Annotated in this window: 21 protein-coding genes; 9 read left to right on the plus strand and 12 right to left on the minus strand. The window is 72.4% G+C overall.

Translation table 11 applies throughout. The features are described 5' to 3' along the window. Positions 1 to 52 precede the first annotated feature (52 nt). Entirely contained in the window at positions 53 to 541 is a 489-nt protein-coding gene (locus tag PZB75_RS29535; RefSeq protein ID WP_275538357.1) for a GNAT family N-acetyltransferase, read from the plus strand. A gap of 153 nt (positions 542 to 694) precedes the next feature. Here the strand turns inward: PZB75_RS29535 and PZB75_RS29540 are convergent, their stop codons facing one another. Then, complete coding sequence (locus tag PZB75_RS29540) at positions 695 to 1,366, minus strand: histidine phosphatase family protein (protein ID WP_275538358.1); 672 nt, start codon at positions 1,364 to 1,366, stop codon at positions 695 to 697. A gap of 149 nt (positions 1,367 to 1,515) precedes the next feature. Further along, a complete protein-coding gene (locus tag PZB75_RS29545) occupies positions 1,516 to 3,624 on the minus strand; it encodes a SpoIIE family protein phosphatase (RefSeq protein WP_275538359.1) in 2,109 nt (702 codons plus the stop codon). Between the two features lie 263 nt (positions 3,625 to 3,887). On the opposite strand from PZB75_RS29545, the gene PZB75_RS29550 reads away from it, so the two are divergent. Then, positions 3,888 to 4,997 carry an enoyl-CoA hydratase/isomerase family protein gene (locus tag PZB75_RS29550; RefSeq protein WP_275538360.1) on the plus strand — a complete coding sequence of 370 codons (1,110 nt, stop codon included), beginning with the start codon at positions 3,888 to 3,890 and terminating at the stop codon, positions 4,995 to 4,997. Between the two features lie 48 nt (positions 4,998 to 5,045). On the opposite strand, the gene PZB75_RS29555 is transcribed toward PZB75_RS29550, so the two are convergent. From PZB75_RS29555 to PZB75_RS29570, 4 genes are all read right to left on the minus strand, one after another. Then, positions 5,046 to 5,273, minus strand: coding sequence for a hypothetical protein (locus tag PZB75_RS29555; RefSeq protein WP_275538361.1), 228 nt, complete (start codon positions 5,271 to 5,273; stop codon positions 5,046 to 5,048). A gap of 96 nt (positions 5,274 to 5,369) precedes the next feature. Then, a complete protein-coding gene (locus tag PZB75_RS29560; protein ID WP_275538362.1) occupies positions 5,370 to 5,855 on the minus strand; it encodes a hypothetical protein in 486 nt (161 codons plus the stop codon). A gap of 282 nt (positions 5,856 to 6,137) precedes the next feature. Continuing rightward, positions 6,138 to 6,671, minus strand: coding sequence for an SRPBCC family protein (locus PZB75_RS29565; protein WP_275538363.1), 534 nt, complete (start codon positions 6,669 to 6,671; stop codon positions 6,138 to 6,140). Positions 6,672 to 7,000: 329 nt separating this feature from the next. Beyond that, entirely contained in the window at positions 7,001 to 7,660 is a 660-nt protein-coding gene (locus PZB75_RS29570) for an NAD(P)-binding domain-containing protein (RefSeq protein WP_275538364.1), read from the minus strand. Positions 7,661 to 7,919: 259 nt separating this feature from the next. Between PZB75_RS29570 and PZB75_RS29575 the strand changes: the two genes are divergently transcribed. After that, on the plus strand, positions 7,920 to 8,471 hold the full coding sequence (locus tag PZB75_RS29575; RefSeq protein ID WP_275538365.1) for a glycoside hydrolase family 25 protein: 552 nt from the start codon (positions 7,920 to 7,922) through the stop codon (positions 8,469 to 8,471). Positions 8,472 to 8,597: 126 nt separating this feature from the next. On the opposite strand, the gene PZB75_RS29580 is transcribed toward PZB75_RS29575, so the two are convergent. Next, a complete protein-coding gene (locus PZB75_RS29580; protein WP_275538366.1) occupies positions 8,598 to 8,960 on the minus strand; it encodes a YkvA family protein in 363 nt (120 codons plus the stop codon). A gap of 505 nt (positions 8,961 to 9,465) precedes the next feature. Here PZB75_RS29580 and PZB75_RS29585 point away from each other — a divergent pair. The 4 genes from PZB75_RS29585 (at position 9,466) to PZB75_RS29600 (ending at position 17,664) form a co-directional block, all read left to right on the plus strand. After that, positions 9,466 to 10,959: a UDP-N-acetylmuramoyl-L-alanyl-D-glutamate--2,6-diaminopimelate ligase gene (locus PZB75_RS29585; protein ID WP_275538367.1), complete on the plus strand. Its 1,494-nt coding sequence runs from the start codon at positions 9,466 to 9,468 to the stop codon at positions 10,957 to 10,959. 375 nt (positions 10,960 to 11,334) lie between these two features. Further along, on the plus strand, positions 11,335 to 15,636 hold the full coding sequence (locus tag PZB75_RS29590) for a DEAD/DEAH box helicase (protein ID WP_275538368.1): 4,302 nt from the start codon (positions 11,335 to 11,337) through the stop codon (positions 15,634 to 15,636). Further along, positions 15,633 to 16,982: a hypothetical protein gene (locus tag PZB75_RS29595; RefSeq protein WP_275538369.1), complete on the plus strand. Its 1,350-nt coding sequence runs from the start codon at positions 15,633 to 15,635 to the stop codon at positions 16,980 to 16,982. Before PZB75_RS29590 ends, PZB75_RS29595 begins: the two co-directional genes overlap by 4 nt. 457 nt (positions 16,983 to 17,439) lie before the next feature. Continuing rightward, the gene (locus PZB75_RS29600; RefSeq protein ID WP_275538914.1) at positions 17,440 to 17,664 is read left to right on the plus strand and encodes a hypothetical protein; all 225 of its coding nucleotides are present in this window, start codon (positions 17,440 to 17,442) and stop codon (positions 17,662 to 17,664) included. Positions 17,665 to 17,742: 78 nt separating this feature from the next. Here PZB75_RS29600 and PZB75_RS29605 read toward each other — a convergent pair whose 3' ends face one another. The 5 genes from PZB75_RS29605 to PZB75_RS29625 all read right to left on the minus strand — a co-directional run bounded on the left by PZB75_RS29605 (position 17,743) and on the right by PZB75_RS29625 (position 22,007). Then, the gene (locus PZB75_RS29605; RefSeq protein ID WP_275538370.1) at positions 17,743 to 18,630 is read right to left on the minus strand and encodes an SDR family oxidoreductase; all 888 of its coding nucleotides are present in this window, start codon (positions 18,628 to 18,630) and stop codon (positions 17,743 to 17,745) included. After that, the gene (locus tag PZB75_RS29610) at positions 18,623 to 18,910 is read right to left on the minus strand and encodes a CDGSH iron-sulfur domain-containing protein (protein ID WP_275538371.1); all 288 of its coding nucleotides are present in this window, start codon (positions 18,908 to 18,910) and stop codon (positions 18,623 to 18,625) included. Before PZB75_RS29610 ends, PZB75_RS29605 begins: the two co-directional genes overlap by 8 nt. Next, positions 18,894 to 19,577 (minus strand): HemK2/MTQ2 family protein methyltransferase, encoded by a 684-nt coding sequence (locus PZB75_RS29615; protein WP_275538372.1) that lies wholly within the window; start codon positions 19,575 to 19,577, stop codon positions 18,894 to 18,896. The genes PZB75_RS29610 and PZB75_RS29615 overlap by 17 nt, the downstream gene beginning before the upstream one ends. Before the next feature lie 662 nt (positions 19,578 to 20,239). Beyond that, the gene (locus PZB75_RS29620; protein ID WP_275538373.1) at positions 20,240 to 21,202 is read right to left on the minus strand and encodes an iron-containing redox enzyme family protein; all 963 of its coding nucleotides are present in this window, start codon (positions 21,200 to 21,202) and stop codon (positions 20,240 to 20,242) included. Continuing rightward, positions 21,183 to 22,007, minus strand: coding sequence for a VOC family protein (locus PZB75_RS29625; RefSeq protein ID WP_275538374.1), 825 nt, complete (start codon positions 22,005 to 22,007; stop codon positions 21,183 to 21,185). Before PZB75_RS29625 ends, PZB75_RS29620 begins: the two co-directional genes overlap by 20 nt. Positions 22,008 to 22,567: 560 nt before the next feature. Between PZB75_RS29625 and PZB75_RS29630 the strand changes: the two genes are divergently transcribed. Further along, positions 22,568 to 24,637 (plus strand): catalase, encoded by a 2,070-nt coding sequence (locus PZB75_RS29630; protein ID WP_275538375.1) that lies wholly within the window; start codon positions 22,568 to 22,570, stop codon positions 24,635 to 24,637. Beyond that, positions 24,634 to 25,674, plus strand: coding sequence for an SDR family oxidoreductase (locus PZB75_RS29635; RefSeq protein ID WP_275538376.1), 1,041 nt, complete (start codon positions 24,634 to 24,636; stop codon positions 25,672 to 25,674). The genes PZB75_RS29630 and PZB75_RS29635 overlap by 4 nt, the downstream gene beginning before the upstream one ends. Positions 25,675 to 25,725: the final 51 nt, after the last annotated feature.

The following is a 25,725-nucleotide window of genomic DNA, read 5'->3' on the forward strand; positions in this document are numbered from 1 at the left end:
GGGACGTCATAAGCACTCGCGGACGAGGGGAGCGCGACGGCATCCTGTGCTCATGCTGATCAGAGAAGCCACGGCCGAGGACTGGTCCGCCATCTGGCCGTTCTTTCACAAGATCGTCGCAGCGGGGGAGACCTTCACCTACCCGCTCGACCTGGACGAGGAGGCGGCCAGGGACTGGTGGCTGCTCCCGGCGCCGAACCGAACCGTCGTCGCGGTCGGCGACGACGGGACGGTCCTCGGTACGGCGAAGATGAACACCAACCACATGGGCAACGGTTCCCATATCGCCGGTGCCAGCTACATGGTCGATCCACGGCACTCCGGGCGGGGAGTGGGGCGGGCCCTGTGCGCCTACAGCGTCGAGTGGGCCCGTGCGGCGGGTTTCCGGGCGATGCAGTTCAACGCGGTGGTGGAGACGAACACCAACGCGGTGCGGCTGTACCGGTCGCTGGGCTTCGACATCCTCGGCACGCTGCCCGAGGGCTTCAACCACCCGACGAAGGGCTATGTGGGGCTGCACATCATGTACCGGCCCCTCTGACCCCCGGCCGCCCAGCCGCCTGGCCGCCCGCCCGGCAGGCGGTTCCGGGCGGGGCGACCCCGCCCGCCGGGCGGGCGGGGCCCCACAGGCGATCGGGCTCCGGCCGCTCGGCGCCGCTCGAACCGGCGGCACGGCGGCAGCTCGACACCGGTTCTACCGGACGATGCCGGGCAGTGCCCGGCCGGCCGGGCCGCCGTCCTCGGGGCCGCTCGCCGTCGTGGGAGGGACCACCGTGCCCGCCCATGACAGCGCGTGCCAACCGTCGCCGGGCGAGCCCTCCAGGACGACCACACCCGTGTTGTCGAGCGTGTGCGACGCGGCGTAGCCCACCGACACGTTCGCCGCCCGCGCCGCCGTCCAGATGCGGATCGCCGCCCCGTGGCTGACCATGGCCACCGTACCGGCGGTGCCTTCGGCGGCCTCGGCGACCACGGAGTCGAAACGGCCCAGAGCCTCCGTGCCGTTCTCGCCGCCCGGCATGCGCAGCCCCACGTCCCCGGCGGCCCAGGCGAGCGCCGTCTTCAGATAGCGCTCGACCGACGCCTCGTCGGAACGCATCTCAAGATCACCGGCCGACAGTTCCCGGATGCCGTCCCGGACCACCATCTCAAGACCGCGTACGGCGGCCAGCGGCCCCGCCGTCAGCTGTGTGCGCGTCAGCGTCGACACGTACAGGGCTCCGATGTCCTCACCGGACAGCGCGTCGGGCAGCGCGGCGGCCTGACGGAGTCCGAGCTCGGTCAGTCCGGGGCCCGGCGCCGCCGTGTCCAGGAAGTGGCTGACGTTGGACGGTGTCTGGCCGTGACGGATCAGGAGCAAACGCATGGGACGGATCGGACTCCAGCTTCAGGCGCACGCGCGACGACGGATACGTGTAATTCCCACTTTCTCATTGAGCCGTCAACGATCCGGACGTGCCCCCGTGCCACGGGCGCCACGTGCCCCGACGGGTCTCCGGATTCGGTCGACCGATCTCATGGCTGGGCGGCCGGTCCCGGGCCGCCGATCTCGCACCAGACGGTCTTGCCCTCGCCGCGCGGCTCGATGCCCCAGCGGGTGGCCACGGCGTCGAGCAGCAGCAGACCACGCCCCGACGTCGACGTCTCGCCCGGCGCGCGCCGTCTCGGCCAGGCGCTGGAGCGGTCCTGCACCGAGAGCCTGATCCGCCGCAGCGGCTCCGGCAACACCTCCAGAGTGAGCACCGCACCGCCCTCCGTGTGGAGGAGGACATTGCCCAGCAGTTCCCCCGTCAGCAGTTCGGCGTCGTCGGCCAGCTCCGTCATCTCCCAGTCCTCCAGAGCCTGCCGCACGATGGTCCGCGCCTCGGACAGTCCTTCCGGGTCCGCCTGGTGAATGTACTGGTGCAGTCGTGGCGCACGGGACGATCCCGGGTCCGGGCTGCGCCGCAGCACGAGCAGGGCCACGTCGTCACCCGACCCCCACCGCTCCCAGAGCCGGTCCGACAGGTGGTCCGCCAGGCCCTGGGCGCTCGCCGGACCCACACCGACCGCGTACTTCAGGGCTTCCACCCCTGTGTCGACGTCCGCGCCGGGCTCCTCCACCAGACCGTCGGTGTAGAGGACGAGTGTCTCCCCCGGTACCAGATCGAGGCGGGTCTCCGGGAACTCCTCGTGCTCGAACTCGGTGGAGATGCCCAGGGGCAGACCGCCCCGCACCCGCGGGCTGGCGACCCGCCCGTCCACATGCCGGATCAGCGGTCCGAAATGCCCTGCGCGCACCACCCGTACCGCACCCGACGCGAGATCCACCTGCGCGTACGCGCAGGTCGCGAAGCGCTCCGTGTCCAGTTCGGCGAGGAATCGTGAGGCGCGTGCCAGTACCGTCGAGGGAGCGTGCCCCTCGGCGGCGTACGCCCGGAGCGCGATGCGCAACTGGCCCATGATGGCGGCGGCATGGGTGTCGTGCCCCTGTACATCGCCCACGACGACACCGACCTGGTTCTTGGGCAGGGTGATCACGTCGTACCAGTCGCCACCGACCTGTCGGCCGCTCCACGCCGCGTGGTAGCGCACCGCGATCTCGCCGCCCTCGATCTCCTGGATTCGCCTCGGAAGCATCGCCGACTGGAGGCCGGTGGCGAATTCCCTTTCCTCGTCGAAGAGCAGTGCGCGTTGCAGGGACTGCGCCACGACCGCTGCCAGCCCCAGACAGAGGTTGCGCTCGTCGGCGTTGAAGACGGTGTACTCGCGGTAGAAGAGCGCGAGCCCGCCCAGCGGCCGCGCCTGTGCGACCAGTGGGAGATAAGCGGCGGACCGGAACTTCAGCCGTCCGGCGTACGGTTCGAGCCGGGGGTAGCGCTTCGCCAGGGACGTCAGCGAGTCGATGAACCGGGGCCGGCCGCTGAGGACACTGTCCGCCAGCGGCAGGCCCCGGTCCATCCTTCCGCCCCCGAGTCCGCCGAGCACTTCGAGCGAGTCGCCGCTGAGCGCGATGATGTCGAGCGTGCCGTTGTCCACCAGCCCCAGCGCGAGACCGTCCGCGCCGAGCCTGGACAGCCCGCCGGGCCCGGTCAGCGCGGCCGTCACATCATCCACGGTCACCGCCCGTGACAGCGCGCTCGTCGTGCGTTCGACGATGTCGGTCTGGCGCCGCCGTCGCTTCTCCAGCTCCAGCACGAAGGCCGAATGCGCGACCTCCGCCGTCGCGTCCCGTACGACGCCGACGATCCGGTGCGGCTTGCCGTCGCCGTCCCGCAGGATGCGCGCCTGGATGTGTGTCCACTGATCCGTGCCGTCCTGCAGCCGGACCCGGAAACGCACACTGTACGAGCTGCGGCCGTCGGCCAGTGCCTTGTCGAGAGCCAGGTCCAGACGGGTGCGCTCGGCCGGTTCGAGCCGTTCGACCAGGGATGTGGGAGATCTGCGCACCGTCTCCGGATCCGCGCCGAAGACGAGCAGCCCCGCCGCGTCGATGTCCAGTGACCGGGCGGCCAGATCCCATTCGAAGCTGCCGGTTCGATTCATGGCGAGACGCTCCGCCGTCCCGGTCTCGCCGCTCTCCAGCCGGTCGAAGCGGAAGGGCGCCGGGGAGCCGGTGTCCGGCCGTCGCTCGTGATCGCTCATTCCTGCTCCGGAGATCGTCCGGCGGGCTGCCGGGGCGCGACCCGTACGTATCCCCAATTGTCGAACCCGTTCGGCGGGAGTGCCACAGCGAACCGTTCTCCCCCCTTCCCCCGGTCCGCCCGTGTCCGCTCCCGGCCGTCGTTCCCGGTCCCGTTCCGACCGGTCCCGCCGCCGGACCGCCCGGCCCGCGGCGCAGAATGTCCGGAACAAGAACGTCCGCACTCCGCCGGACGTACCGTCCAGGGGCTGACCGGAGCGCACTCATGAACCACGACGACCCCGTCCTGCTGCGTACCGAGGGACGGGCCCTGCACATCACGCTCAACAGGCCGCGCGCCCTCAACGCGCTCACCCACGACATGGTGCGGCGGATCGACGAGGCCCTCACCGAGGCGGAGCGGGACGACTCGATCACCACGGTGGTGCTTCGCGGGGCGGGGGAGCGCGGCCTCTGCGCGGGCGGCGACATCCGCACCATCTGGGAGAACGCCCGTACGGGCGGTCACGCGTCGACCGCTTTCTGGCGCGACGAATACCTCCTCAACGCCCGGATCGCCCGCTTTCCGAAGCCGTACGTCGCACTCATGGACGGCATCGTGATGGGCGGAGGAGTCGGGGTGTCCGCCCACGGAGACGTCCGTGTCGTCACGGAGCGCTCACAGATCGCCATGCCCGAGACCGGCATCGGCTTCGTCCCCGACGTCGGCGGCACCCACCTCCTGGCCTCCGCACCCGGCGAGCTGGGCACCCACCTGGCGCTCACCGGAACCGCGGTCGGCCCCGCCGACGCGCTGCTGTGCGGCCTCGCCGACCACTTCGTACCCTCTTCGCGCCTCGCGGAACTGACCGAGGCCCTGGCCATGAGCGGAACGGCCGCCGAGGTCACGCGGACCGTGGAGCGGTACGCGACAGCCGCGCCCCGGAGCGGGCTCGCGGCGCACCGGGAGTGGATCGACGTCTGCTACGCGTCCGAATCCGTCGAGGAGATCGTCGACCGGCTCCAGGGCTGTCCCGCGCCCGCCGCCGGGGAGGCCGCCGGAACACTCCTCTCCAGGTCGCCCACCGCTCTGAAGGTGACCCTCGCCGCCGTGCGCCGGGCCCGTCGGCTCGGTGACCTGGAAGCGGTGCTCGATCAGGAGTTCCGCGTCTCGTACGCCGCCCGTGTCCTGCCCGATCTCATCGAGGGCATCCGTGCCCGGATCATCGACAAGGACCGTGCCCCGCACTGGCGGCCCGCCGGACTGGACCAGGTCACCGACGGCGACGTGGCCCGCTTCTTCACGCCGTTGGGCGACGAGGAGCTGGGGCTCGCCCCCGGGCGCGTCCCAGCGACCACCGGTCCGGACACCGGCGCCCGGACCGGCCAGGTCTGAGCCGGCCCGCCCGATCCGGACCAGGGACGGGCACCGACCCGCCGCGGGTCAGTGGGCCGAATCGGACAGGCTCGGCCTGAGCGTCCGTACGAGATCGAAGAACCTGGCCTCGTTGCCCGAGAGCCCGGCCCGTCGCAGCGCGCCGTCGGCCTCCGCGATCGGGGAGGCCAGCAGCGGCAGATACAGGGGCGCGTCGTCCGGGTCCACCAGCGCGGCGCGTGCCGTTTCCAGCAGCCGGATGTACGCCTGGGCCGCGGCGAGTTCGTCATCGCTCATCTCAGCATCTCCAGATCAGAGGTGTTGGCCCGTCAAGCATCCCCCATGGGTCCGACAACTCCCGTCGCCGCCGGGTACACGGCCGGTGCGTCGGCGTCAGCTCCTGCGGTCGCGGCGTGTGGGCGGCTCGACCTCCACGTACCGTCGGCGCCGTGGCCCGCGGTACAGCAGCGCCGTCCAGCCCAGCCCCTCCAGCACTCCGGCGCACCTGGCCAGCGCGTCCTCCTCCTGGTGCGCGGCCCCGCCGCCCGGCGGACCGAGCCACTCCACCCGTACGGTGCCGGGCGTCTCGCCCCGCCCCACGCGGTACCCGGTCGCCACCCGCGACCCGGACGGGTCGACCGCCGAGGCGGCCGTTCCCGACGCCTCAAGAGCCAGGGCCACCGCTCGTACCGGCTGGTTGAGTTCCCACCGGGCGGGGGAGTCCTCGGGCCTTCCCGGACCGGTGTTCGTCAGCCGACGGATCTCCAGCAGCCCGGCGAACGCCGTCCGCACCGACGCGTCTCGTCGTCCGTCCGGCTCGCCCGTCGGCGGGCCGTCCCCGGTGGCGGGCTCGAATCCGGCCCCTTCCCCGATGCCCATCAGCTCCCCTTGGATACCCGACCCCTGCGGCTCACCGGGGACAACCGTCTTCCCGATGGTTCCCCGACTCCCGGCCAGTGTCCTTTGCCGCACTGACAGTTGCCCGCCGTGGGGCGAGGACGTCGGCGCAACCCGGGTGAACCCGCCCGGCGGACCCGGTCGGTCCCGGGGTACTCGACGCCTTGACGGTGTCCACACCTCCATGCCTTCGCGACCTCGACACGTCGTGTCCGCCGCCCCCCGGTGCGACGGCCTCCGCGAGACCGGAGTCCGCCGGGCGCGTCAGCCCTTCAAGACGTCGTCCCCGGCCCAGGGGGTCTCCAGCACCTGCTTCAGCCGGGCCAGTGTGGTACGGATGTTGCCGCGCTGGAAGTCCGCGAAGGTGTGGCCACGGGTGGCTGCCCGGTCGAACGCGTCGGCCAGCCGGTCCGGCCAGCTACGCCGGTCGTCCATCCACGTCTCGGTCACCAGAGTGCCGCCGTCCACCGGCTCGAACCGGTACTCCCAGGTGGCGATGGCCCCGGGCAGCCGAGGCCGCCGCCATCCGATCGCGTGGACCCGGAACGCGAACCGCTCACCGGGGTCGGCGGCGATCACCGTGCACTTCGTGGTCCAGCGGAACCCGCCGCGCTTGTTGCGCCCCTCGAAGACCATGCCCACGTACGCCCCACCGTCCCGACGCTCCCCGCGCACGGTGGCGCCGTGGTTCTCCGGGCTCCAACGCCCCATCGACGTGGGGTCGCTGAGCTGTGCGTAGACGACGGACGGCCTCGCGCGAATCACGATGCTGTCCGACACGGACATGGTGCGGGGCACGGATCGACTCCTCTTCCGCGGTCGGCGCCGACGACCTCCGGGAACCGGACGGACCGCACGACCGTAGTCCCGACCCCCACACCCTACGCACCGGTAGGCAGTGGGTGTACCCCGGACCGGTGATCTTCACAGCCGTTTCCCGGACGTCCCCCTGGACGTGCACGACACGGACGACGGACGACGGACCCCGGCGCGGTGGCGGGGCGCGGCCGGCCTCGACCTGACACGTCGCGACACCGGTCGCCCCGGCCGGCCCGCGAGGTCCGTGCCGACCGCGGGGCCGGACATCCACCTCCGGCGGCCGGTCGGGGTGACGGCGCGTCGGACGGTCAGGCGCGCCACTGGGCCGTGCGCTCCGGGGAGGCCGACGCCAACGCCTTCACGATGGCGTCGGCATCGCCCTGGTTGCCGTAGACGGGCGTGCCGGGCTGCTGCCGCCACGACTCGTCCAGGCCACCGGCGTCCACCGTGTCGAATCCCAGCTCGTCGATGAGGTCGCGCACGAGCCGTTTCGCGGCCTGGTCGTCCCCGGCGACGGGCAGCGCCTGGCGGCCGGGACTGCCCTGGGGTCGGCCGTTGTCGAGGATGTCCTGCGCGTACGTCCCGTTGAACGCCTTGATCACCGGGTGGCCGATCCGCTCCTGCGTCCACAGGCTCTCCGGCAACCCGCCCTCGATGGCCGCGATACGGCCGTCGCGCTGCTGCGGGTAGTAGTTGCCCGTGTCGATGACCGCGACACCGTCCGCCGCCCCGTCGAGGAAGCCGGTGGGCAGGTCGGGAACGGCCTTGAGCGGAACGGTGACCACGACGACCTGTGCTCCCCGCGCCGCGTCCGCCGCGGCGACCGGCGTGGCTCCCGTCTCCTCGGCCAGCGCGCCGAGCGTGTGCGGACCACGGGAATTGGCGACCGCGACCTCGTGCCCGAGGGCGGTGAGACGCCGGGTGAGGTTGCCGCCGATATTCCCGGCTCCGATGATGCCGATCCTCATGATTCCGACCCTTCGAAGTTACCCATGTGAAGAAAAGATGAACAGATCGCACAGTTGGGGGAGTTGAAGAAAACATCCCTCGCGGTATCGCCAACTCCTCGCGTGCGGTACCTATTCCAAGGTCCTTATTTCGAACCTCAGAACGAGGGTGACAATCGGCAAAACGTTCCTACTTGGGGCGGACGGATGGGAACCGGTCACCATGGGCAGCAATCGGGACGAGAAACGGAATACCCCGACTCGCTTCGAGGTGGTGCCCATGCTGAACGGCGTCGATGTCAGCTCATACCAGTCGTCCTTCGATACGGACGGCCTGGACTTCGTCTTCATAAAGGCGACCGAGGGCCGCTCGTACGTGAATCCGCGCCTGACCGACCAGGCGAAAAGGGCGCGCGACGCGGGCTGCGTGGTCGGCTTCTACCACTTCCTGTGGCCCGGGAATATCGCGGCGCAGGCCGAGTACTTCCTCGCCAAGGCGCCGGAGAAGGCCGGGGACCTCCTTGCCGTCGACTGGGAACAGACCGGCGAGGGGACCTGGGCGAGCAACACGGACAAGGACAAGTTCATCCGGGAGGTGAAGCGGCTGAGACCACATCATCGTGTGCTGCTCTACTGCAATCGCACGTTCTGGCTGAACCGGGACACCACCTCGTACGCCGGGGACGGTCTCTGGATCGCCGACTACGTGACCCCCGGCAAACCCAGAATTCAGGCGTCCTGGCGCTTCCACCAGCACACCGACCGGCCGCTCGACAAGGATGTGGCCGACTTCGCCTCGCGCAAGGCGCTGCGCGACTGGGCCGCCGGGTAGCGGACACGCCGTACGGGACGCGGGGGCGAAAGGCGGCGCGGGGTTCGGGACGCGCGGGGACACCTCTCGCGCACCCCCTGAGCGGTCCCGTACGGGAAAGCGCGGGTCGTCGCCGTCGGACGACCGTCAGGGTCGGGGCTCCGGTCGTTCGGTACGACCGGAGCCCGACGAGGTCGCCTTCGGGACCGAGTGCGTGAGGGACTTCTCGGGTGCGGTGCGGCGCCGGGCGTTCGCGGCGGCCGAGTGCAGCGAGCGCAGGGCGAGCAGCAGGATGCCGATGTCGTCGAGGTAGACCGGATCGGGCAGCAGATCGACGGGCGACACGGTGTAGATCATCGCGGCCCAGACGAGTGCCTTGTTGTGCAGCGGAATTCCGGAGTCCAGCAGCATCTTCCTGGCCCGGACCACACGGACCAGGAGAACGGCCGCGATCCCCATGGTGAGTAGCGCGCCGACCGCGCCGAGCGTGAGCCATGCCGTGGTGTCCATGGCTCTACGCATACCCCGAGGCCGGCGGACGACCGCGCACGCCACGGGCCGGCCCTCGTCCGTACGGCGCACCGGCCGCCGTCGCCCCCGGGCCGGGTCCGGGTTTCCCACCTGAGACGTACACTCCAGTCATGGGCCACACATACGCGGTGAGGGAGTGCCTGCCGAAGGCTCCTCGCACGCTCAGCCCTACTGCGCCGTGGGCGCACTGCCGGGCCCTGCACGGCCACGGCTGACCGCCTTCTGACGCGCCACCCCCGTTCTGCCTGATCTCCTGACGGGTCTTTTCGACGGATCTTCGTACGACCTTCCGTATCTCTCGTCATCCCTCGTCCCGATGGGACCGCCCCGCATCACCCGGATCACTCCGCTGCCCTTCGCGCAGCACCCGCACCACATCCGCAGTACCCCGCGCACCACTCTCGCGGCTCCTCGGCGCACCGGACCTGTCACTCTGTGTGATTTTCCGGTGAGCCGTCCCGGCCGCACCCTCGAAGGGACCCCCATGAAGCTGAGCGAGTTGCTGGCCGGACACGACCATGAGGTCCTTCTGGGGGACCCGGAGACCAGGATCACCGCCGGGGCGTGCCTCGACGCTCACCGCGTATCGCCCGGGTCGCTCTTCGTCGCGGTGCCCGGCCACCGGGAGGGCGGCACGGAGGCCGTCGGCTCGGCCCTGGCACGCGGCGCCGTGGCGGTGTTCGTCGAGGCCGAGGCGCCCGACCTGCCGGCGGCGGTGTGGACCTCGGCCGCCGACGCCTGTGTCGTTCGCGTGCCGGACACGCGTGCGGCGGCGGCGCTCGTCGCCTCCCGTTATTACGGACAACCGGGACAGGCCATGGACATGGTCGCGATCACCGGCACCAACGGGAAGACATCGATCTCGTACATGGTCGAATCCCTCCTCCGCATCGCCGAGGGCGCCAAGGTGGGAGTCATCGGGACGGCGGGCAGCCGCATCGGCGACGAACTGATCCCGATGCCACGCTCGGTGCTGACCACCCCGGAGGCTCCGGACTTCCAGTACCTGCTGGGACACATGCGCGACCACGAGGTGGGCACCGTGGCCCTGGAGGCCACCTCCATGGGACTTCTGGAGCGACGGGTGGACCACTCCTTCATCGACGTGGGCATCTTCACCAATCTCACCCAGGACCACCTGGACGACCACGGCACCATGGAGAACTACCGGGACGCCAAACTCCGCCTGTTCCAGGGACTGTGCCGACGCGCGGTCATCAACGCGGACGATCCGGTGGGGGCCACCGTCGCGGCACTGATGCCGGACGCCTCCGTCACGTACGCCCTCGACACCGAGGCCGACTACCGGGCGACCGATCTCAGCATGAACGCCTTCGGGACCCGCTTCACCCTGCACCACGCCGGAAGCAAGTACCCGGCGGCGATTCCGGTACCCGGCCGGTTCTCGGTCTCCAACGCGCTGGCCACCCTCGCCGCCTGTCACCTCCTCGGCCACGACCTGGCCGGACTGGTCGCCGCGCTGGACCGGATGCCCCCGGTGCCCGGCCGGCTCGAACGCTTCGAGACCCCGCAGGGCGCGGCCGTGATCGTGGACTACGCGCACTCTCCCGACTCGCTGGACAAGGTGCTCTCCGCCATCCGGGACTTCGCACCCGGCCGGGTGCTCACGGTGTTCGGCTGCGGAGGCGACCGGGACGTGACCAAGCGGGTCCGCATGGGGCAGATCGCGGGTGCCCGCTCCGATCTGTGCGTGCTCACCTCCGACAACCCCCGGGACGAGGACCCCGAGGCGATCATGGATCAGATCGCCCCCGGTATCAGGGCGACCGGCACACCGTTCGCACGGTTCGCCGATCGTCGTGAGGCGATCGCCCACGCGCTGTCCGCCGCCCGGCCGGGCGACATCGTGCTGGTCGCGGGGAAGGGCAGTGAGCCGTACCAGATCGTCGGGGAGCGGCTGATCCCGTTCAGCGACATGGCGACGGTCCGCGAACTCTCCGCGGAGCGGACGAGCTAGGGACTTCCGTCCGGGTCAGGCCGGGCTCGCGGGCTCCGGCACCGCACCTCACGGCGATGTCGTCGGTCGGCACGGCTCCGCCATGACTCCCTCCTCCGCCTCGCGGCGCACGGCACCGGAGTCCGCTCCCCGATCCGGGCTGACCCAGACGAAAGGCCCTGGCCGACACGCGGTCCGCCTGTCCTCTTTCGAGTGATGATGCGACTGCCGGCCATTGGGGCCGACGGACTGTCGCTCCCTTCCCTTCCATACGTGTGACCAGGCACGGAACGTCCCGATAGGGGACGCCGCGGCCGTCGTGGACACCTCCGCGCCCGTACCCGGCCGACACGTCGGGCGGGCGAGAATGCCGGGACACACGTCATTCAGGGAGGGATGTTGACGGCGCAGCGCCACGGCCGGGCGACCATCGGAACCCCGGCCGCCGCACCGCACCCGTCGACGGGTGGCACCTCGGCGGCGGCGCCCACGAGGCGGCGGCCCCTGTCCGCTCTCGACGCCGGAGAATGGAGCGACCACCTCGCAGCCGCCTGCGTCCACGGCGACCTGACGGGCGGTCTCGGGGCCGAGGCGGTCCGCCGGACCGCCTCTGGGCTGATGTCGCTGCGGGATCTGCGGATGGTGCTGCTCGTCGCGGACGCCCGCGATGTCTGGGCACCCGTCCGGGAGGCGGCCCTGGCCCACGCGGCCCGCGTCCCGGAGACCGCGCGGGACGTCCTGCAACTGCACTGCCAGCTCGAAATGTGGCCCCCGACGGGGTTCACCGACACCCGCGACGTCTCGGACGGCGCGGGGACCTCCTTCGAGGTCGTCGCCCGGGCCGGGCTGCCGGGCCACGAGGTCACCGGACCGGCCCACCGGGGCCCGACCCGGCAGCACGCCCGCGACCGGGCGGCGACCGGTCTGCTCGCCCGGCTGGCCGGCGCCACCGATCCGCTCGCCCCCACCGAGCTGCCCCGCCCCCGTGCGACCGGCGACAGCGTTCACGGACTGGGAGCGGAGGCGTTCGAGGTCCTGCTGGACGAACGCGTCTGCTCCGACACACCCGGCCCGCGCCTGCTGGACGAGCTGCTGCGACGTGCGGAACAGGGCAGGTTCCAGCACCGCCACATGTACCAGCTCCTGTTCACCGCCCATGGCCCCGGCTGGCACGAGGCCCGGGTCGCGGCGCTCGACGTCGTCGCGCAGCGCTCCGGATTCGCCGAATCCCTGCTGGTCATGCGGGCCAAGGAGCTGGGCGTACCAGGGCCGGTCTACGAGCAGAGCAGCCGACCCGGCCCCGGCTCGGAGGCGCCCTCGTACCTGACCACCGCACGGTTCGATCCGGGCGGCGGGCCGGTGAACGGGGCCCCGCGAAGCGCGCGTGGACGCAGGTCCGCCCGGCACCGCGCGTCGGTCGGTCTGCTCGCGGCCCTGACCGCCCTGCCCGAGACGGTGGTGCGTCTGCCCGACCTCCCCGACCCCGACCCGCCGACGGTCTCGCCCGCGCCGGACCGGGCGGAGCGGGCGGCGGAGGACCGCGACGAACGCAAGCGCCGCCGTACCAACGCGCTGATGGACCTCAACCAGCTGAAGATGGATCACGTCATCGGCAAGCCGGAGTGGGTGTACGAGCGCACCGGGTCCGCGCACCAGCCCGCGTTCGTCTGTACCGGCCGCTGTCCGTACGACGGGCGGACGGTCGAGGCCAGGGGGCACGGAGGTTCGAAGGCGGACGCACGCATGGCCGCCGCGTCCGCGCTGCTCCGGTTGCTGCCGACAGCGGGCGGAGCTTCGAAGCCCCCGGCCGGACGGCCGCCCACGGCGCCCGTACCCACGGTCGCGTCGTCCGCCCACTCGGCCGCCGCCGACGCCCTGCGCGGCGGCTGCGCCCTGACCCTCCTCATGGACGGACCCGCCGACGGCCCCCACTTCCTGCTCTACCGCCCCGACGGCCGTCCGATGCCCGCGGCGACCCCGGCGGCGGCTCTGCCAGGGGCGGTCAGGGAACTGGTCCTGGCCCGCGATCACGGCGTCCGCCGCGTCCCGGTGGCGGGATGGGCCCTGCCGCTGCGCCCCGCCGTCCGCACACTCCTCGCTCTCGACGGCGACCGGGCCCTCCATCCCTCCGCCCAGGCGTGGCAGGCGGCCACCCGTCTGGGACTGGGGCTGGTCGCCGCCCGACTCGTCCATCCGGCGCTCGGCGACGACGGCCGGGACGCCTGGCACGTCGGCCCGCTCACCGGCCCCGTGCTCGGAGCCGTTCGACACATCGCCGAACAGATGCCCCCGCACGCGCACTGCCGAGCGCTGCCCGCTCCCGACGGTGCCCCGCGCATCACCACACCGCTGCACGCCGTGGAGGCATTCCTCCACGTCCTGGCCGACACCCTCGTCCGCACCCCGGGTGCCCACGCGCTCTTCGGCGACGGGCCGTTCCTCTCGGCCACCGGGGAGCCCGCGCCCGCGCTGCGGCGGTGGGCGGACGACATCGAGGACCGGGCCGACCCCGCCCCGCGCCCTCGGCTGCTCCTGACCGTCCATCCGCCCTCGGACACCGATGCGGCCGCCCAACACCTGCGCTCCACACTGTCGTTGTATCCGGACGACGACGAAGCCGGAGCCGCCGGGCCCGTCCCCGCCGACGACGTGTGGTCCGGTCGGCATCCCGGCGCCGACTCGCCGCTGAGGCGCCGCCAGGTCCGCCGCGCGCTGCGCCGGATCGCGGACATCTGGCCGGCCGCCGCACGACTGGCCACCTCGGCTGCCCCCGCCCGGCTGAGGCTGTCCGTCGCGGAGGCCGTGCGGCTCGTCGCCGAGGCCGAGCCGCTGGCGGCGGCCGGATTCCGGGTGCGCTGGCCCGAAGGGCTCATCGACGCGCTCACCACCCGAACCGTCGTCGGCAGCCGGTCCGCAACGCCGGAATCCCGGCTCGGGCTGGAGCAACTGATCGACTTCCGATGGCAGTTGGCACTGAACGGGCAGGCGCTCACCGAGGCCGAGATGGACGCCCTGGCGGAAGCCGCGCGTCCCCTGGTCCGGCTGCGCGACACCTGGGTCCTGCTCGACGAGACCACCGTGCACCGAGCCGCCCATCGGGGCCTCGCCTCGCTCAACGGCGCCGACGCCCTGGGCGCCGCGCTGTCCGGAAGCGTGAGTGTCGACGGCGCGACGTACGCCTGTGAACCCGCGGACGGCCTCGCCCAGTTGATCGCGGCCCTGCGCGCCGACGCCTCCGAGGCCGCCCCCCTGCCCCCGCCCCGGGCACTCCGCGCCCGACTGCGCGGATATCAGCACCGGGGCCTGACCTGGCTGGCCCGCATCACCGAACTCGGTTACGGTGCCTGCCTCGCCGACGACATGGGCCTGGGCAAGACACTCACCTCGATCGGGCTGATCCTCCACCGCCAGGAGGCCGGCGCCGCGCGGCCCACGCTCGTCGTCGCCCGCGCCTCCCTCGTCACCAACTGGGTCAGGGAGATCCGGCGCTTCGCTCCCCGTACCCCCGTTGTCGCCTACCACGGGCCCGGTCGCACCCTCGTCGACGTCACTTCGGACACGGTCGTCGTCACCACGTACGGCATCCTGCAACGCGACACCGGCCCGCTGACGGCCGTCGACTGGGACCTGGTCCTGGCGGACGAGGCGCAGAGCGTCAAGAATCCGGCGACGGCCGCGGCCCGTCGGCTGCGTGAACTGACCGCCGCCGCCCGCGTCGCCGTCACCGGCACCCCCGTCGAGAACCGCCTCGAAGAACTCTGGGCGATCATGGACTGGGTCAACCCCGGACTGCTCGGCACCCGCACGGCCTTCCGCGCCCGCTACGGCCGCGACGCCGAGCGCGACACCACGGGAGAGGCCGCCCGCCGACTGGGCCGCGTCATCAGCCCGTTCCTGCTGCGCAGGCTCAAGAGCGATCCGGGCATCGCGCCCGAACTGCCCGACAAGGTCCACTCCCGGCGGATCGTGCGGCTCACCCGTGAACAGGCGGCGCTCTACGAGGCCGCGGTGCGCGAGACGCTGGCCGCCATCGGCGAGAGCGCGGGTATCACCCGGCACGGCCTGGTCGTCCGACTGCTCACCACACTGCGGCAGATCTGCGACCACCCGGCCCACTACCTCAGGGAACCCGGCCCCCGGCACGCCGACGAGGCCCCCGGATTCGCCGCCCGCTCGGCGAAACTCGGGGCCCTGGACGAACTCCTCGACCAGATCACCGCCTGCGACGAGTCCGTCCTGATCTTCACCAGCTACGTCGAGATGGGGCGTCTCCTGCACGCCCACTGCGCGGCCCGTGGCCTGGCGCCGAGTTTCCTGCACGGCCAGACGTCCCTGACGGAGCGTCAGCGCATGGTCGACGCCTTCCAGGCGGGACGCGTCCGGGTGCTCATCCTGTCCGTGAAGGCCGCGGGGGTCGGTCTCAACCTCACCCGGGCCACCCACGTCGTCCACTACGACCAGCAGTGGAACCCCGCCGTCGAGGACCAGGCCACCGACCGCGCCCACCGCATCGGCCAGGACCGCACGGTCACGGTCCACCAGCTCATCAGCGAGGCGACCCTGGAGGACCGCATCGCCGCACTCCTGCACCACAAGCGGGCCCTGACCGATGCCGTGCTGACCAGTGGCGAAGGCGCCCTGGCCGACCTCGACGACGATGAACTCGCCCAGCTCGTCACCCTCGGGAGCACCCCATGACAGCCACCGCCCCGGCCCCCGCGCCCACCACCACCGGGGGCTGGGCCGCCGCCTGGCTCGCCGCGTTCGAGGCGGCCGCCGCCGCCCCGCGGCACCTGCGGTCCGGCAAGTCTCTGCTGGGCGCCGGAACACTCGGACAGGTGAACATCAGTGCCGGTCTCGCCCACGGCAGGATCAGCACGGGGAAGGCCGGGGCCACCGTACAGCCCCGGCTCGGCGTGACCGAGGTCGCCCCCGACCGCTGGACCCGGATCTACCGGGCGATCGCGGAACGCCCGGACGTCACCGAGGCCATCGCCTCCGGCCGGTTCGTCGACGTGCTCACCGACCCGGCCACCACCGCGGGTGTCCCGCTCGCCCCGCGGCCCGGGGACCTCTCCTTCTCCTGCACCTGCGGCCCCCGCGGAGTGGTGTGCCCGCACACGGCGGCCATCGGCTACAGCGTCGCAGACCGGCTGCGCAAGAACCCCGGCATCATCCTCAGTCTGCGGGGCGGCTCGATGAAGAGCCTCCGGGCCGCGCTGGGCCTCCGGCCGACCGCCGCCCCCGTGCCGGGCACAGTGGTCCCCGCGTCAGGGAGCACCACGCCGAGCGCCGTGCCGGACGCGGGAACGCCGGAGGTCCGGGATCAGGGAACGCCGGGGAGCGATCCGGCCGGTCCAGGAACCGGCATGCCGGCCCACGAGGCGTTCTCGCGCTGGAACGACCGTGCCGGTGCGGTGCCCGGCCCGCCTCGCGAACCCCTCACCGGGGCACCTCTCCTGGACATGCTCCGGGACGCCCCACCCGCCCCCGCCCCCGGCCTGGACGTTCTGCGCCTGCTCACCCGCGACGCCGCCCACCGCGCCTCGGCCCTCCTCGACGGCGGCCTCCCGGGGGCCGTGCCCGGCCGGGGTGACCGGCCCGGCCCACCCGACCCGGCGGACGGGACCGATCCGCTCCTCGACGCCGCCCGGATGCTGGCCCGGCCCGAGTTCCTGCCCTGGCTGGAGAGCGCCGCCGGCCGTCTCGGTCTCACCACGGTCCAACTGCGGCACCTCGCCCTCGCCCACGAGTACGGCGGCCCCGGCAACGTCGAGGCCGCCGCCCACCGCGTCCCGGCGGACCCGCGCGATCTCGCCCGTGCCGAGAACGCGATCCAGCCGCTCCGCCCGGCCCCCCTGGCCACCCTGGTGGGCGAGGACAACCGGCTCACCGACGCCGCGGCCCGGGTGCAACTGCGCCTCGCTGCGGGCCGCTGGTACCCGTTCGTCGACTGGCACGGCACCTGGCGCCCGGTCGCGGGCCACTGTGAGGACCCGGCCACCGCCTACCGGGCCGCACGCCGCGCCCTGCGCGGGGCGTGAGACGTCACTGTCCGTACGGTGCCGCGCCTTGTCGACGTTGCACCGATCCGGCATCCGGGTGACGATCGAGGTACGGGGGACGGTCCGGTCACGCATCCGGCCCCCGGCCGGTCTCCCTGTACGCGTGCCCGGACCGTCACCCGAACGGCCCGGAGGACCCGTCTGTTCGTCCTTCCGTTCCGAGGGCCGCACGGCCCAGGGGGACGAACGCGTGCACGATATATACAACGGACGCGACGAAACCGGAGTCCTCTCGGACGTCCGTAACCCGGCGAACCGGGCTTTCCCCGGATGTCCGTCCTCGACGAAGGGAGTACGCATGTCCCAGCCACGACCTCCGAACGGCCCCGAGGGTTCGGACGGTCCGGACGTGCCCCGGCCCCGGCCGTCGTACGGTGGCCGTCCGGGCCGGGAGGGCACCGAGCCGATCACCGCGCGCAGCGCCGTGGGACTGCGGATGATCCTGGCCTCCGTCGCACTGCCCGTCTTCGCGGTGGGCACGGTGCTGCTCGCGCTGTGGGCGGCGGATTCCGGGCCGCACGACTCCCCGAGTTCGCTCGTCGTGAGTGTGCTGGCAGGGATCTGTGGTGCGCTCGCGCTGTTCGCGGCCCTCGATCTGGCGGTTCTGCTGCGTCGCCGCTCGCGGGGGAGCGGGGCCGAGGGGAGAGGGACCGGGAGGTGACGGCCCGCCGCGTGAAACGGCCGCGTGGAGCGGCGGGTCCGTCATCCGGTTCGTCCGGTCAGGACAGCGTTCGTCCGGTCAGGGCAGCGGGGTTCCTCCGGTCGCGTTCATGATCTCCGCGGTGATGAAACTCGCCCGCGAGGAGGCGAGGAACACATACGCCGGTGCCATCTCCGCCGGCTGCGCGGGACGCCCCATCGGACTCTGCTTGCCGAACTCGGTGGTGTCCGGCATGGTCGCGGGAATGAGCGGGGTCCACACCGGGCCGGGCGCCACCGCGTTGACGCGGATGCCGTCCGACGCCAGCATCTGGGCGAGGCCCTTCGTGAAGGTGGCGATGGCCCCCTTCGTCATCGCGTAGTCCAGCAGATGGGGACTGGGCTTGTACGCCTGTACGGACGTGGTGTTGATGATCGATCCGCCCGCCGGGATGTGCGGCACCGCCCTCTTGCACAGCCAGAACATCCCGTACAGGTTGGTCCGTACGACCCGGTCGAACTGCTCCGTCGAGATGGCGCCGATCCCGTCCGGCTGGGCCATCTGGTAGGCGGCGTTGTTGACCAGGACGTCGATCCTCCCGAACTCCGCCACCGCCCGCTCCACGAGAGCCCCGCACTGCTCCTCCTCGCGGATGTCGCAGACGACCGGCACGGCCCGGCGGCCCGCCTCCTCGACGAGCCGGGCGGTCTCCCGCGCCTCGTCCTCCTCCGTCGGCAGATGGGTGAAGAGGACGTCGGCTCCCTCGCGGGCGTAGGCCAGGGCGACGGCCCGGCCGATCCCGGAGTCGCCGCCGGTCACGACGGCCTTCCGGTCCGCGAGGAGTCCGCTGCCCCGGTAGGAGTCCTCGCCGTGATCGGGCGGCGGGTCCATCGGGCCGGTCCAGCCGGGGTGCTGCTGCCCCTGCTGGGGGAAGTCCGGCCGCGGATGCGAGGTGCGGGGATCGTGGGGCTGTCCGGCGTCATTCATCCGTGGTTCCTTCCGTCGTGTCGCCCGGCGCACCGCCGGACCGATTCCCGGTACCGGGGGAGGCCGGCGCGTCCGTGGTCCTCGGGCCCGCCCGGCGCCGGTGGCTGGTGTCGCACCACGGAGGGACGCGGCTGCGGCGGCAGGTGCAGATGGCGACGGTGAAGCGGTCCGAGACCGCAACCGTTCCGTCGGCGCCGACCACCTCCACCGGCCCCTCGACGAGCAGCGGGCCCTCGGCGCCGAGGAAGACGCGACGGGGGGAGTCAGGAGCGTTCGGCACGGATCACCACCAGTTCCTCAGCGGCCTCGTCCCGGCTCATCAGCCCGCGCTCCCGGAGCCATTCCAGCCGGGACAGCAGCACAGGACCGAGGGGGACGCGCACACGGTCCCCGACCGTGGCGCTCAGTCCCGCGCGTGACAGCCGGCGAAGCGTGGCGCCGCTGTCGCAGAGCCCGGAATGGACCATCAGCAACACGCCACCGGGGCGCAGGACGGACGGCGCGGCGTCACAGACCCGGTCGACGATCGCGCGCCCGTCGTGCCCGGCGTCCCAGGCCCGTGCGGCGCCGCGTTCCGGCAGCCGGGCCCAGGGCGCGGGGACGTACGGCGGATTGCAGATCACCATGTCGTAGGACCGGCCGCCGACCGGTGACGTCAGGTCGCCGCGGTGGACGGTGATGCGCCGGCGGGACAGCAGCGCGTTCAGACGAGTGGTCAGGACCGCCCGCCACGCGATGTCCACGGCGGTCACCCGCGCACCCATGTGCGCGGCCCGTACCGCGAGCGCGCCGCTTCCCGTGCCGAGATCCAGGACGTCCGTCCCGGGACCGACGCCTTCTCGGCCCAGCGCCTCCATCAACAGTCTGGTGTCGTGCTGCGGTGCGTACACCCCGGGCAGCGTCACCAGGCGGTACGGGCGGGGCGGTGCGGCCGTTCCTGCGGACATGGGGGACTCCGTGGGAGAGAGCGACGGGGCGGCGACCGAGTCCCAGACTCCCCCGGTTGAGCCCGACCCACCACCTGAACACTCACTCTCCGTGTCGGGTGCGGCAGTCGGGCGCGGGGCGGAGGTGAGGAAGCGGTGACCGTCCCGGTTCGGTGGCCGGGAGGACGGGGAGAGGGGTTCGGCCGGTGGGTGACGCATGGGTGGGCTGCCTCCTGTGTCCGGCGAGGACTGATCGTCACCCTCGGGTGCCCTGTCGCACGCCGTCCATCCCCGGCTCAGGTCCGTCCGGGCCGGGGATGGACGGCGTGCGGCTCTCACCGTGCTGGCACCCGGCCTCCCCTCACCGTCGCTCTCCGGCCGGCTCCGCTCCGTCAGCTGCCCGGCCCGTTCCCCGAGCCGCGGCCGGTGCTCCGGGCCGGTCGTGCCCTTCGCCGCCCGGCTCACCTGCCGGCTGTTCGCGCGTCCGGCGCGCACGATCCGCGTCCGCGTCCGGAACGCTCATGGTCTCTCCTCCGGGCAGCGTGCGAACGGCCGACGCCCTCAGCGAACCGGCCGGCACGGGCGGGCGCGTCCCGTGCGGTCGCGTCGGCACCGGACGACGGGGGCCGGGGCGCGGGCCGAGCCCCTCCCGTCCTCAGGACCGATAGGCGGTTGTCCCGGCCTCAGGACCGCCAGCCGGTCAGCAGCCGGTCGGCGAGACGGTCCTCCACGTACGAGGTCGCGGTGACGCCGAACGCGATGTCGGCGGCCAGCTCCGGTTCCTCTTCGAGGAGCCCTCCGATGACCTCACGGCGTACGACCTGTTCGTGGACGGCGTCCGCCTCGACGTGTTCGGTGTAGAAGAACTCGGCGGCTGCGCCCGCCCCCGCCCGCCGCATGGCCGCGGCCATGCGGCGGGAGCTCGGTGACGAGGTGATCTCGACCGCCGCGAAATGACCCACCAGAGCCCCGCGCAGCCGCCGGTGGAGCCCGAAGAGGGACATCAGGTTCACCAGGGCCAGCATCTCGGCGCAGCCGTCGTCGAGGTGGCGCCCGTAGGTGGGGTCGATCCCTAGATCGGTCATGAGGTCCGCGAACAGCCGCGCGTGCACACGGTCGGCGCGGCCACCGCCGAACTCGTCGTACTCCACCGCCGCCATGCCCGCCTTCGCCCGCCCCCACAGGCGTGGCAGCACCCATGCGTGCGGGTCCGCCTCCTTGAGGTGGTACAGCGACCGCTGGACGGCGTACTCCCGGAGGTGCCGCAACTCCCCCCGCTCCTGGAGGAAGTGCGACACCCCCGAGCCGTGGACCGGTTCCACCAGGAGTTCGGCGAGTACGTCGTCCAGGGGGCGGGATTCCTCCGCGTCACGCCGCAGGGCCGTCAGGAACCGGTCCTCCAGCGCGGCACGCACCGTGAGCAGGGCGGGGTCCCACTCAAGTGCCGGATCGACCCCGGCGAAACCCCGGTAGTGGAGTTCGTAGCAGACGTACAGGGCGAGGTGGAGATCCTCGCCGTAGGGATTCGCCTCCCGCGCGGCTTCGGTACCGGGCAGCGCGCCGTCCCCTCCCAGCCGTCCGACCACGGCTGTCGAGAGCGGGCCGCGTCCGCGCGGCAGAGCTGGTTCAGTTCGTCCTTCGGCCATGACCACCTTCTGCCCGGACCACGACGAACCGAGCACCGTCGGGGTCACTCAGTACGGTGCCTCCACCGTCCGGAGGGCCCGGCTCCCCGACGACGCTGCCGCCGCGCCGGACCGCGGCGGCCACGGCGCTCCCCACGTCCGGAACGGGGAAGTGCAGATTCCAGCGCGGGTTCCCCCCGCCACCTCCGGCCTCCGGAGTGGCCGCCGACGTGATCCGGGCCGCCATCCTGCCGTCGTCCCACAGCACGACCTCGTCGCCCTCGTAGCCGACGTCGCAGCAACCCGGTCGTCCGCAGGCCCAGTCGAGCACCCCGCCGTAGAAGATGGCGGAGTCGAAGGCGTCGACGGCCCGCAGATCCAGCCACCAGGGCCGGTGCGCGCGCCAGGTCCGCCAGTCCTCGACCAGCCTGCCCTCCCAGATGCCGAACCGGCCGCCCTCGCGGTCGGCGGCGAGCGCGCCCCGCCCGACGGGCAGTTCGAGCGGCCCGACGGCGACGGTGCCGCTTCGCTCCCTGATGCGCGCGGCGGCCTCGTCGGCGTCGGTCACGGCGAAGTACGGGGTCCAGTCGGCGGGGACTCGCAGCGCGGGCGTGAGGGAACCCAGGGCCGCGGTGGGTACGCCGTCCGAGACGGCCACGCTGAACTCCTCGCCCAGCTCGGTCGGCCGGAACTCCCACCCCAGCACGGCGCCGTAGAAGTCCTGGGCCCGGGCCAGATCGCCGGTCATCAGACTGGCCCAGCACGGTGCGCCGAAGGTGGTCGGGTCCGCCGTGGTGCTCGGCGCCGGGTACGTCCGACCGGTCACCTCGACGGCCTCCCGGCCGACGGGACCGTCCCACCGGCCGCACCACCGCCGGGCGGCCGGACGAGGAGCGGGGGAACCGGACGCGCGGTGCGGTCGTGCGTCGGATGGCACAGCGTGGACGCCATGTTCTCAAGACCTCGTCTTCTCAGGACCTCGTCGTGGTTCGAAGTGGTCGAAGGGTGGCCGGGGGTGCGCCACGGCCGGGGACCGGGCGGCGCGGGACGCGGTCCGACCCGTGACCATGGTGCACGAGCCCGGCACCCCGGGCGAGCGCGACGGGGGCCGACGGGCGCCGGGCGAGCGCGGCCGGGCGCCGGCGACGGGCCAACAGAACGCGCGCACAGGTTTCTCCTGGGACAAGCTGGTAACCCGGACGGTGGGCGGATGTCCAATCCTCGGCCGAGCACCCCGCGGCAGTGTCCACCGCCCGTCGCGGACCGGACCGGTGGCGGCGGACAGCCGCGACCGCACCCGGTGGACACGCGGCGCGCGAGGCGGCGCCGCCGTGACACGGACGTGCGGGAGCCGGTCCGCTCCGCAAGGCGAACAAGGAGATCTCGATGGCGGACAAGAAACAGGAACAGCGCGACAGCGTCCGAGCGGCCGACCCGGCCGGCGGCCCGCTGACCACCGATCAGGGGGTGACCGTCGATCACACCGACGACAGCCTCACGGTCGGTGACCGCGGCCCCACCCTGCTGGAGGACTTCCACTTCCGGGAGAAGATCACCCGCTTCGACCACGAGCGGATTCCGGAGCGGGTGGTGCACGCCCGTGGCGCGGGGGCCTACGGCTACTTCGAACCGTACGAATCGTGCGCCGAGTTCACCCGGGCGGCCTTCCTCCAGGACCCGGCGGTGCGTACCCCGGTCTTCGTCCGGTTCTCGACCGTGCAGGGCCCGCGCGGATCGGCCGACACCGTACGGGACGTGCGTGGGTTCGCCACCAAGTTCTACACGTCGGAGGGCAACTACGACCTCGTCGGCAACAATTTCCCGGTCTTCTTCATCCAGGACGGCATCAAGTTCCCCGACTTCGTGCACGCGGTGAAGCCGGAACCCCACAACGAGATCCCCACCGGAGCCTCCGCCCACGACACCCTGTGGGACTTCGTGTCGCTCCAGCCCGAGACACTGCACACGATCATGTGGCTGATGTCCGACCGGGCCATCCCGCGCAGCTACCGCATGATGCAGGGCTTCGGCGTACACACCTTCCGCTTCGTCGACGCCGAGGGGAACGGCACCTTCGTCAAGTTCCACTGGAAGCCGAAGCTGGGCGTGCACTCCCTCGTCTGGGACGAGGCCCAGGAGGTGCAGGGCCGCGACCCGGACTTCAACCGCCGCGACCTGTGGGACACCATCGAGGCCGGTCAGTACCCGGAGTGGGAGCTGGGCGTCCAGCTCATCCCGGAGGAGGACGAGCACTCCTTCGACTTCGACCTGCTGGACGCCACCAAGATCGTCCCCGAGGAACAGGTCCCGGTCCGCCCCATCGGCCGCATGGTGCTGAACCGCAACCCCGACAACTTCTTCGCCGAGACCGAACAGGTCGCGTTCCACACCGCCAACGTGGTCCCCGGCATCGACTTCACCAACGATCCGCTGCTCCAGGCACGGAACTTCTCGTACCTCGACACCCAGCTCATCCGGCTCGGCGGCCCGAACTTCGCGCACATCCCCGTCAACCGGCCCGTCGTCGACGTACGCAACAACCAGCGCGACGGCTACCACCAGGAACAGATCCACACGGGCACCAACTACACGCCGAACTCCCTCGGCGCGGGCTGCCCGGCGCTCGCCGACCCCGACAGCGTGGCGTACCGCCATCTGACGGAGAAGGTCGAGGGCAGGAAGATCAAGCGCCGGAGCCCGAGCTTCGACAACCACTACCTCCAGCCGGCGCTGTTCTGGCACAGCATGACCGACTGGGAGCGGCAGCACATCGTCGACGCGTTCCGCTTCGAGCTGGGCAAGGTGTCGGCGATGGAGGTCAGGGCCCGTACCGTCGGACAACTGGCCCTCGTCGACGGTGACCTCGCCGACGCGGTCGCCGACGGCATCGGTGTCGATCGGCCGGGCCGCGCCGACACTCCGGCCCCCGACCGGTCGGCGGCGCTGAGCATCGAGAACAACCGGGGCGACGGATCGATCGACACCCGGCAGATCGCCATCCTGGTCACCGACGGGGTCGACGGCGCACAGGTCACGGCCGTCAAGGAGGCGCTCACCGCACGGGGAGCGGTGGCCGAACTGCTGGCGCCGCAGGACGGCACGGTCGAGACCGGTCAGGGCGAGAAGCTGAAGGTGGACCGTGCCCTGCCCACCGTCGCGGCCGTCCTCTACGACGCCGTCGTGCTGCCCGACGGCGCGGCCTTCACCGACGACCCGGTCCGCAGGTTCGTCCGCAACGCCTACCGCCACGGCAAGCCGATCGGCGGGTACGGGGAAGGCGCCACGGCCCTCGGCACGCTGCTCCCCGCAGCGGTCGCCGCTCCGGCGACGGGTGACGCACCGGCGGTCCGTGACGGTGTGGTGAGCGCTGCGTCCGGCGGTGACGCCTTCCGTACGGCCTTCGCCGAGGCCGTCGGCGCGCACCGGCACTGGGGACGACCGGGGCTGGACGGATGACAGGGCCTGCGCCCGGCCTGCGCGTCGTCGTCACGGGCGCCACCGGGAACGTCGGCACCAGTGTCGTGCGGGCCCTCGCCGCCGATCCGAAGGTCGCGTCCGTCCTCGGCCTGGCCCGGAGACTGCCCGGCATCTCGGTGCCCGGCACCACCTGGGACACCGTGGACCTGGGCGGACGGGACAGCGCCGCCGAGCTGGAGAGCCACTTCGCCGGAGCGGACGCGGTCGTCCACCTCGCATGGCGGTTCCAGCCCACCCATGACCCGGTCGTCACCTGGCAGAGCAACGTGACGGGCTCGATGCGGGTGTTCCGGGCGGTCGCGGCGGCCGGGGTCCCGGCACTCGTGCACGCGTCCTCCGTCGGCGCCTACTCACCGGGTCCGAAGACCGAGCCCGGTGTCGACGAGCGGTGGCCGACCCATGGCTGGCCCGACGCCGCCTACTGCCGCGAGAAGGCGTACCTGGAACGGGTCCTCGACACCTACGAACGGGACCACCCGGAGATCCGGGTCGTACGGATGCGGCCCGGGTTCCTCTTCAAGGAGACCGCGGCGAGCGAACAACGCCGCATCTTCGCCGGGCGGTTCGTACCGGGACCGCTGCTGCGGCCCGATCTGCTGCCCTTCGTGCCCGACCTCGAAGGACTGCGCTTCCAGGTGCTCCACACCGACGACGCCGCCCAGGCGTACCGCCTCGCCGTGCTGAGCGAGGCGAGAGGGGCGTTCAACCTGGCGGCCGACCCGGTGATCGACGCCCGCACCCTCGCCGCGCAGCTCGGCGCGAAGGTGGTCCGGGTGCCGAGGGCGCTGGTCCGCACCGCGCTGTCCGCGGCCTGGCAGGCGCACGCCGTGCCCGCGTCACCGCACCTGTTCGACGCGGTGCTGCGACTGCCGGTCCTGGACTGCTCCCGCGCACACGACGTGCTGGGCTGGCGGCCCGCGCGGACGGCCGACGAAGCACTCGACGCGTTCCTGCGCGGAGTACGCAGGGGCGCGGGCGAGAACACACCCCCGCTGGTCGGCAGATCGGTGGGCTGAAGCGCGGGCGGCCGGTCGTCACCGGCCGCCCATGACCGAACCGGACACCAC

This window comes from Streptomyces sp. AM 4-1-1, from assembly GCF_029167625.1.
Classification (GTDB): domain Bacteria; phylum Actinomycetota; class Actinomycetes; order Streptomycetales; family Streptomycetaceae; genus Streptomyces.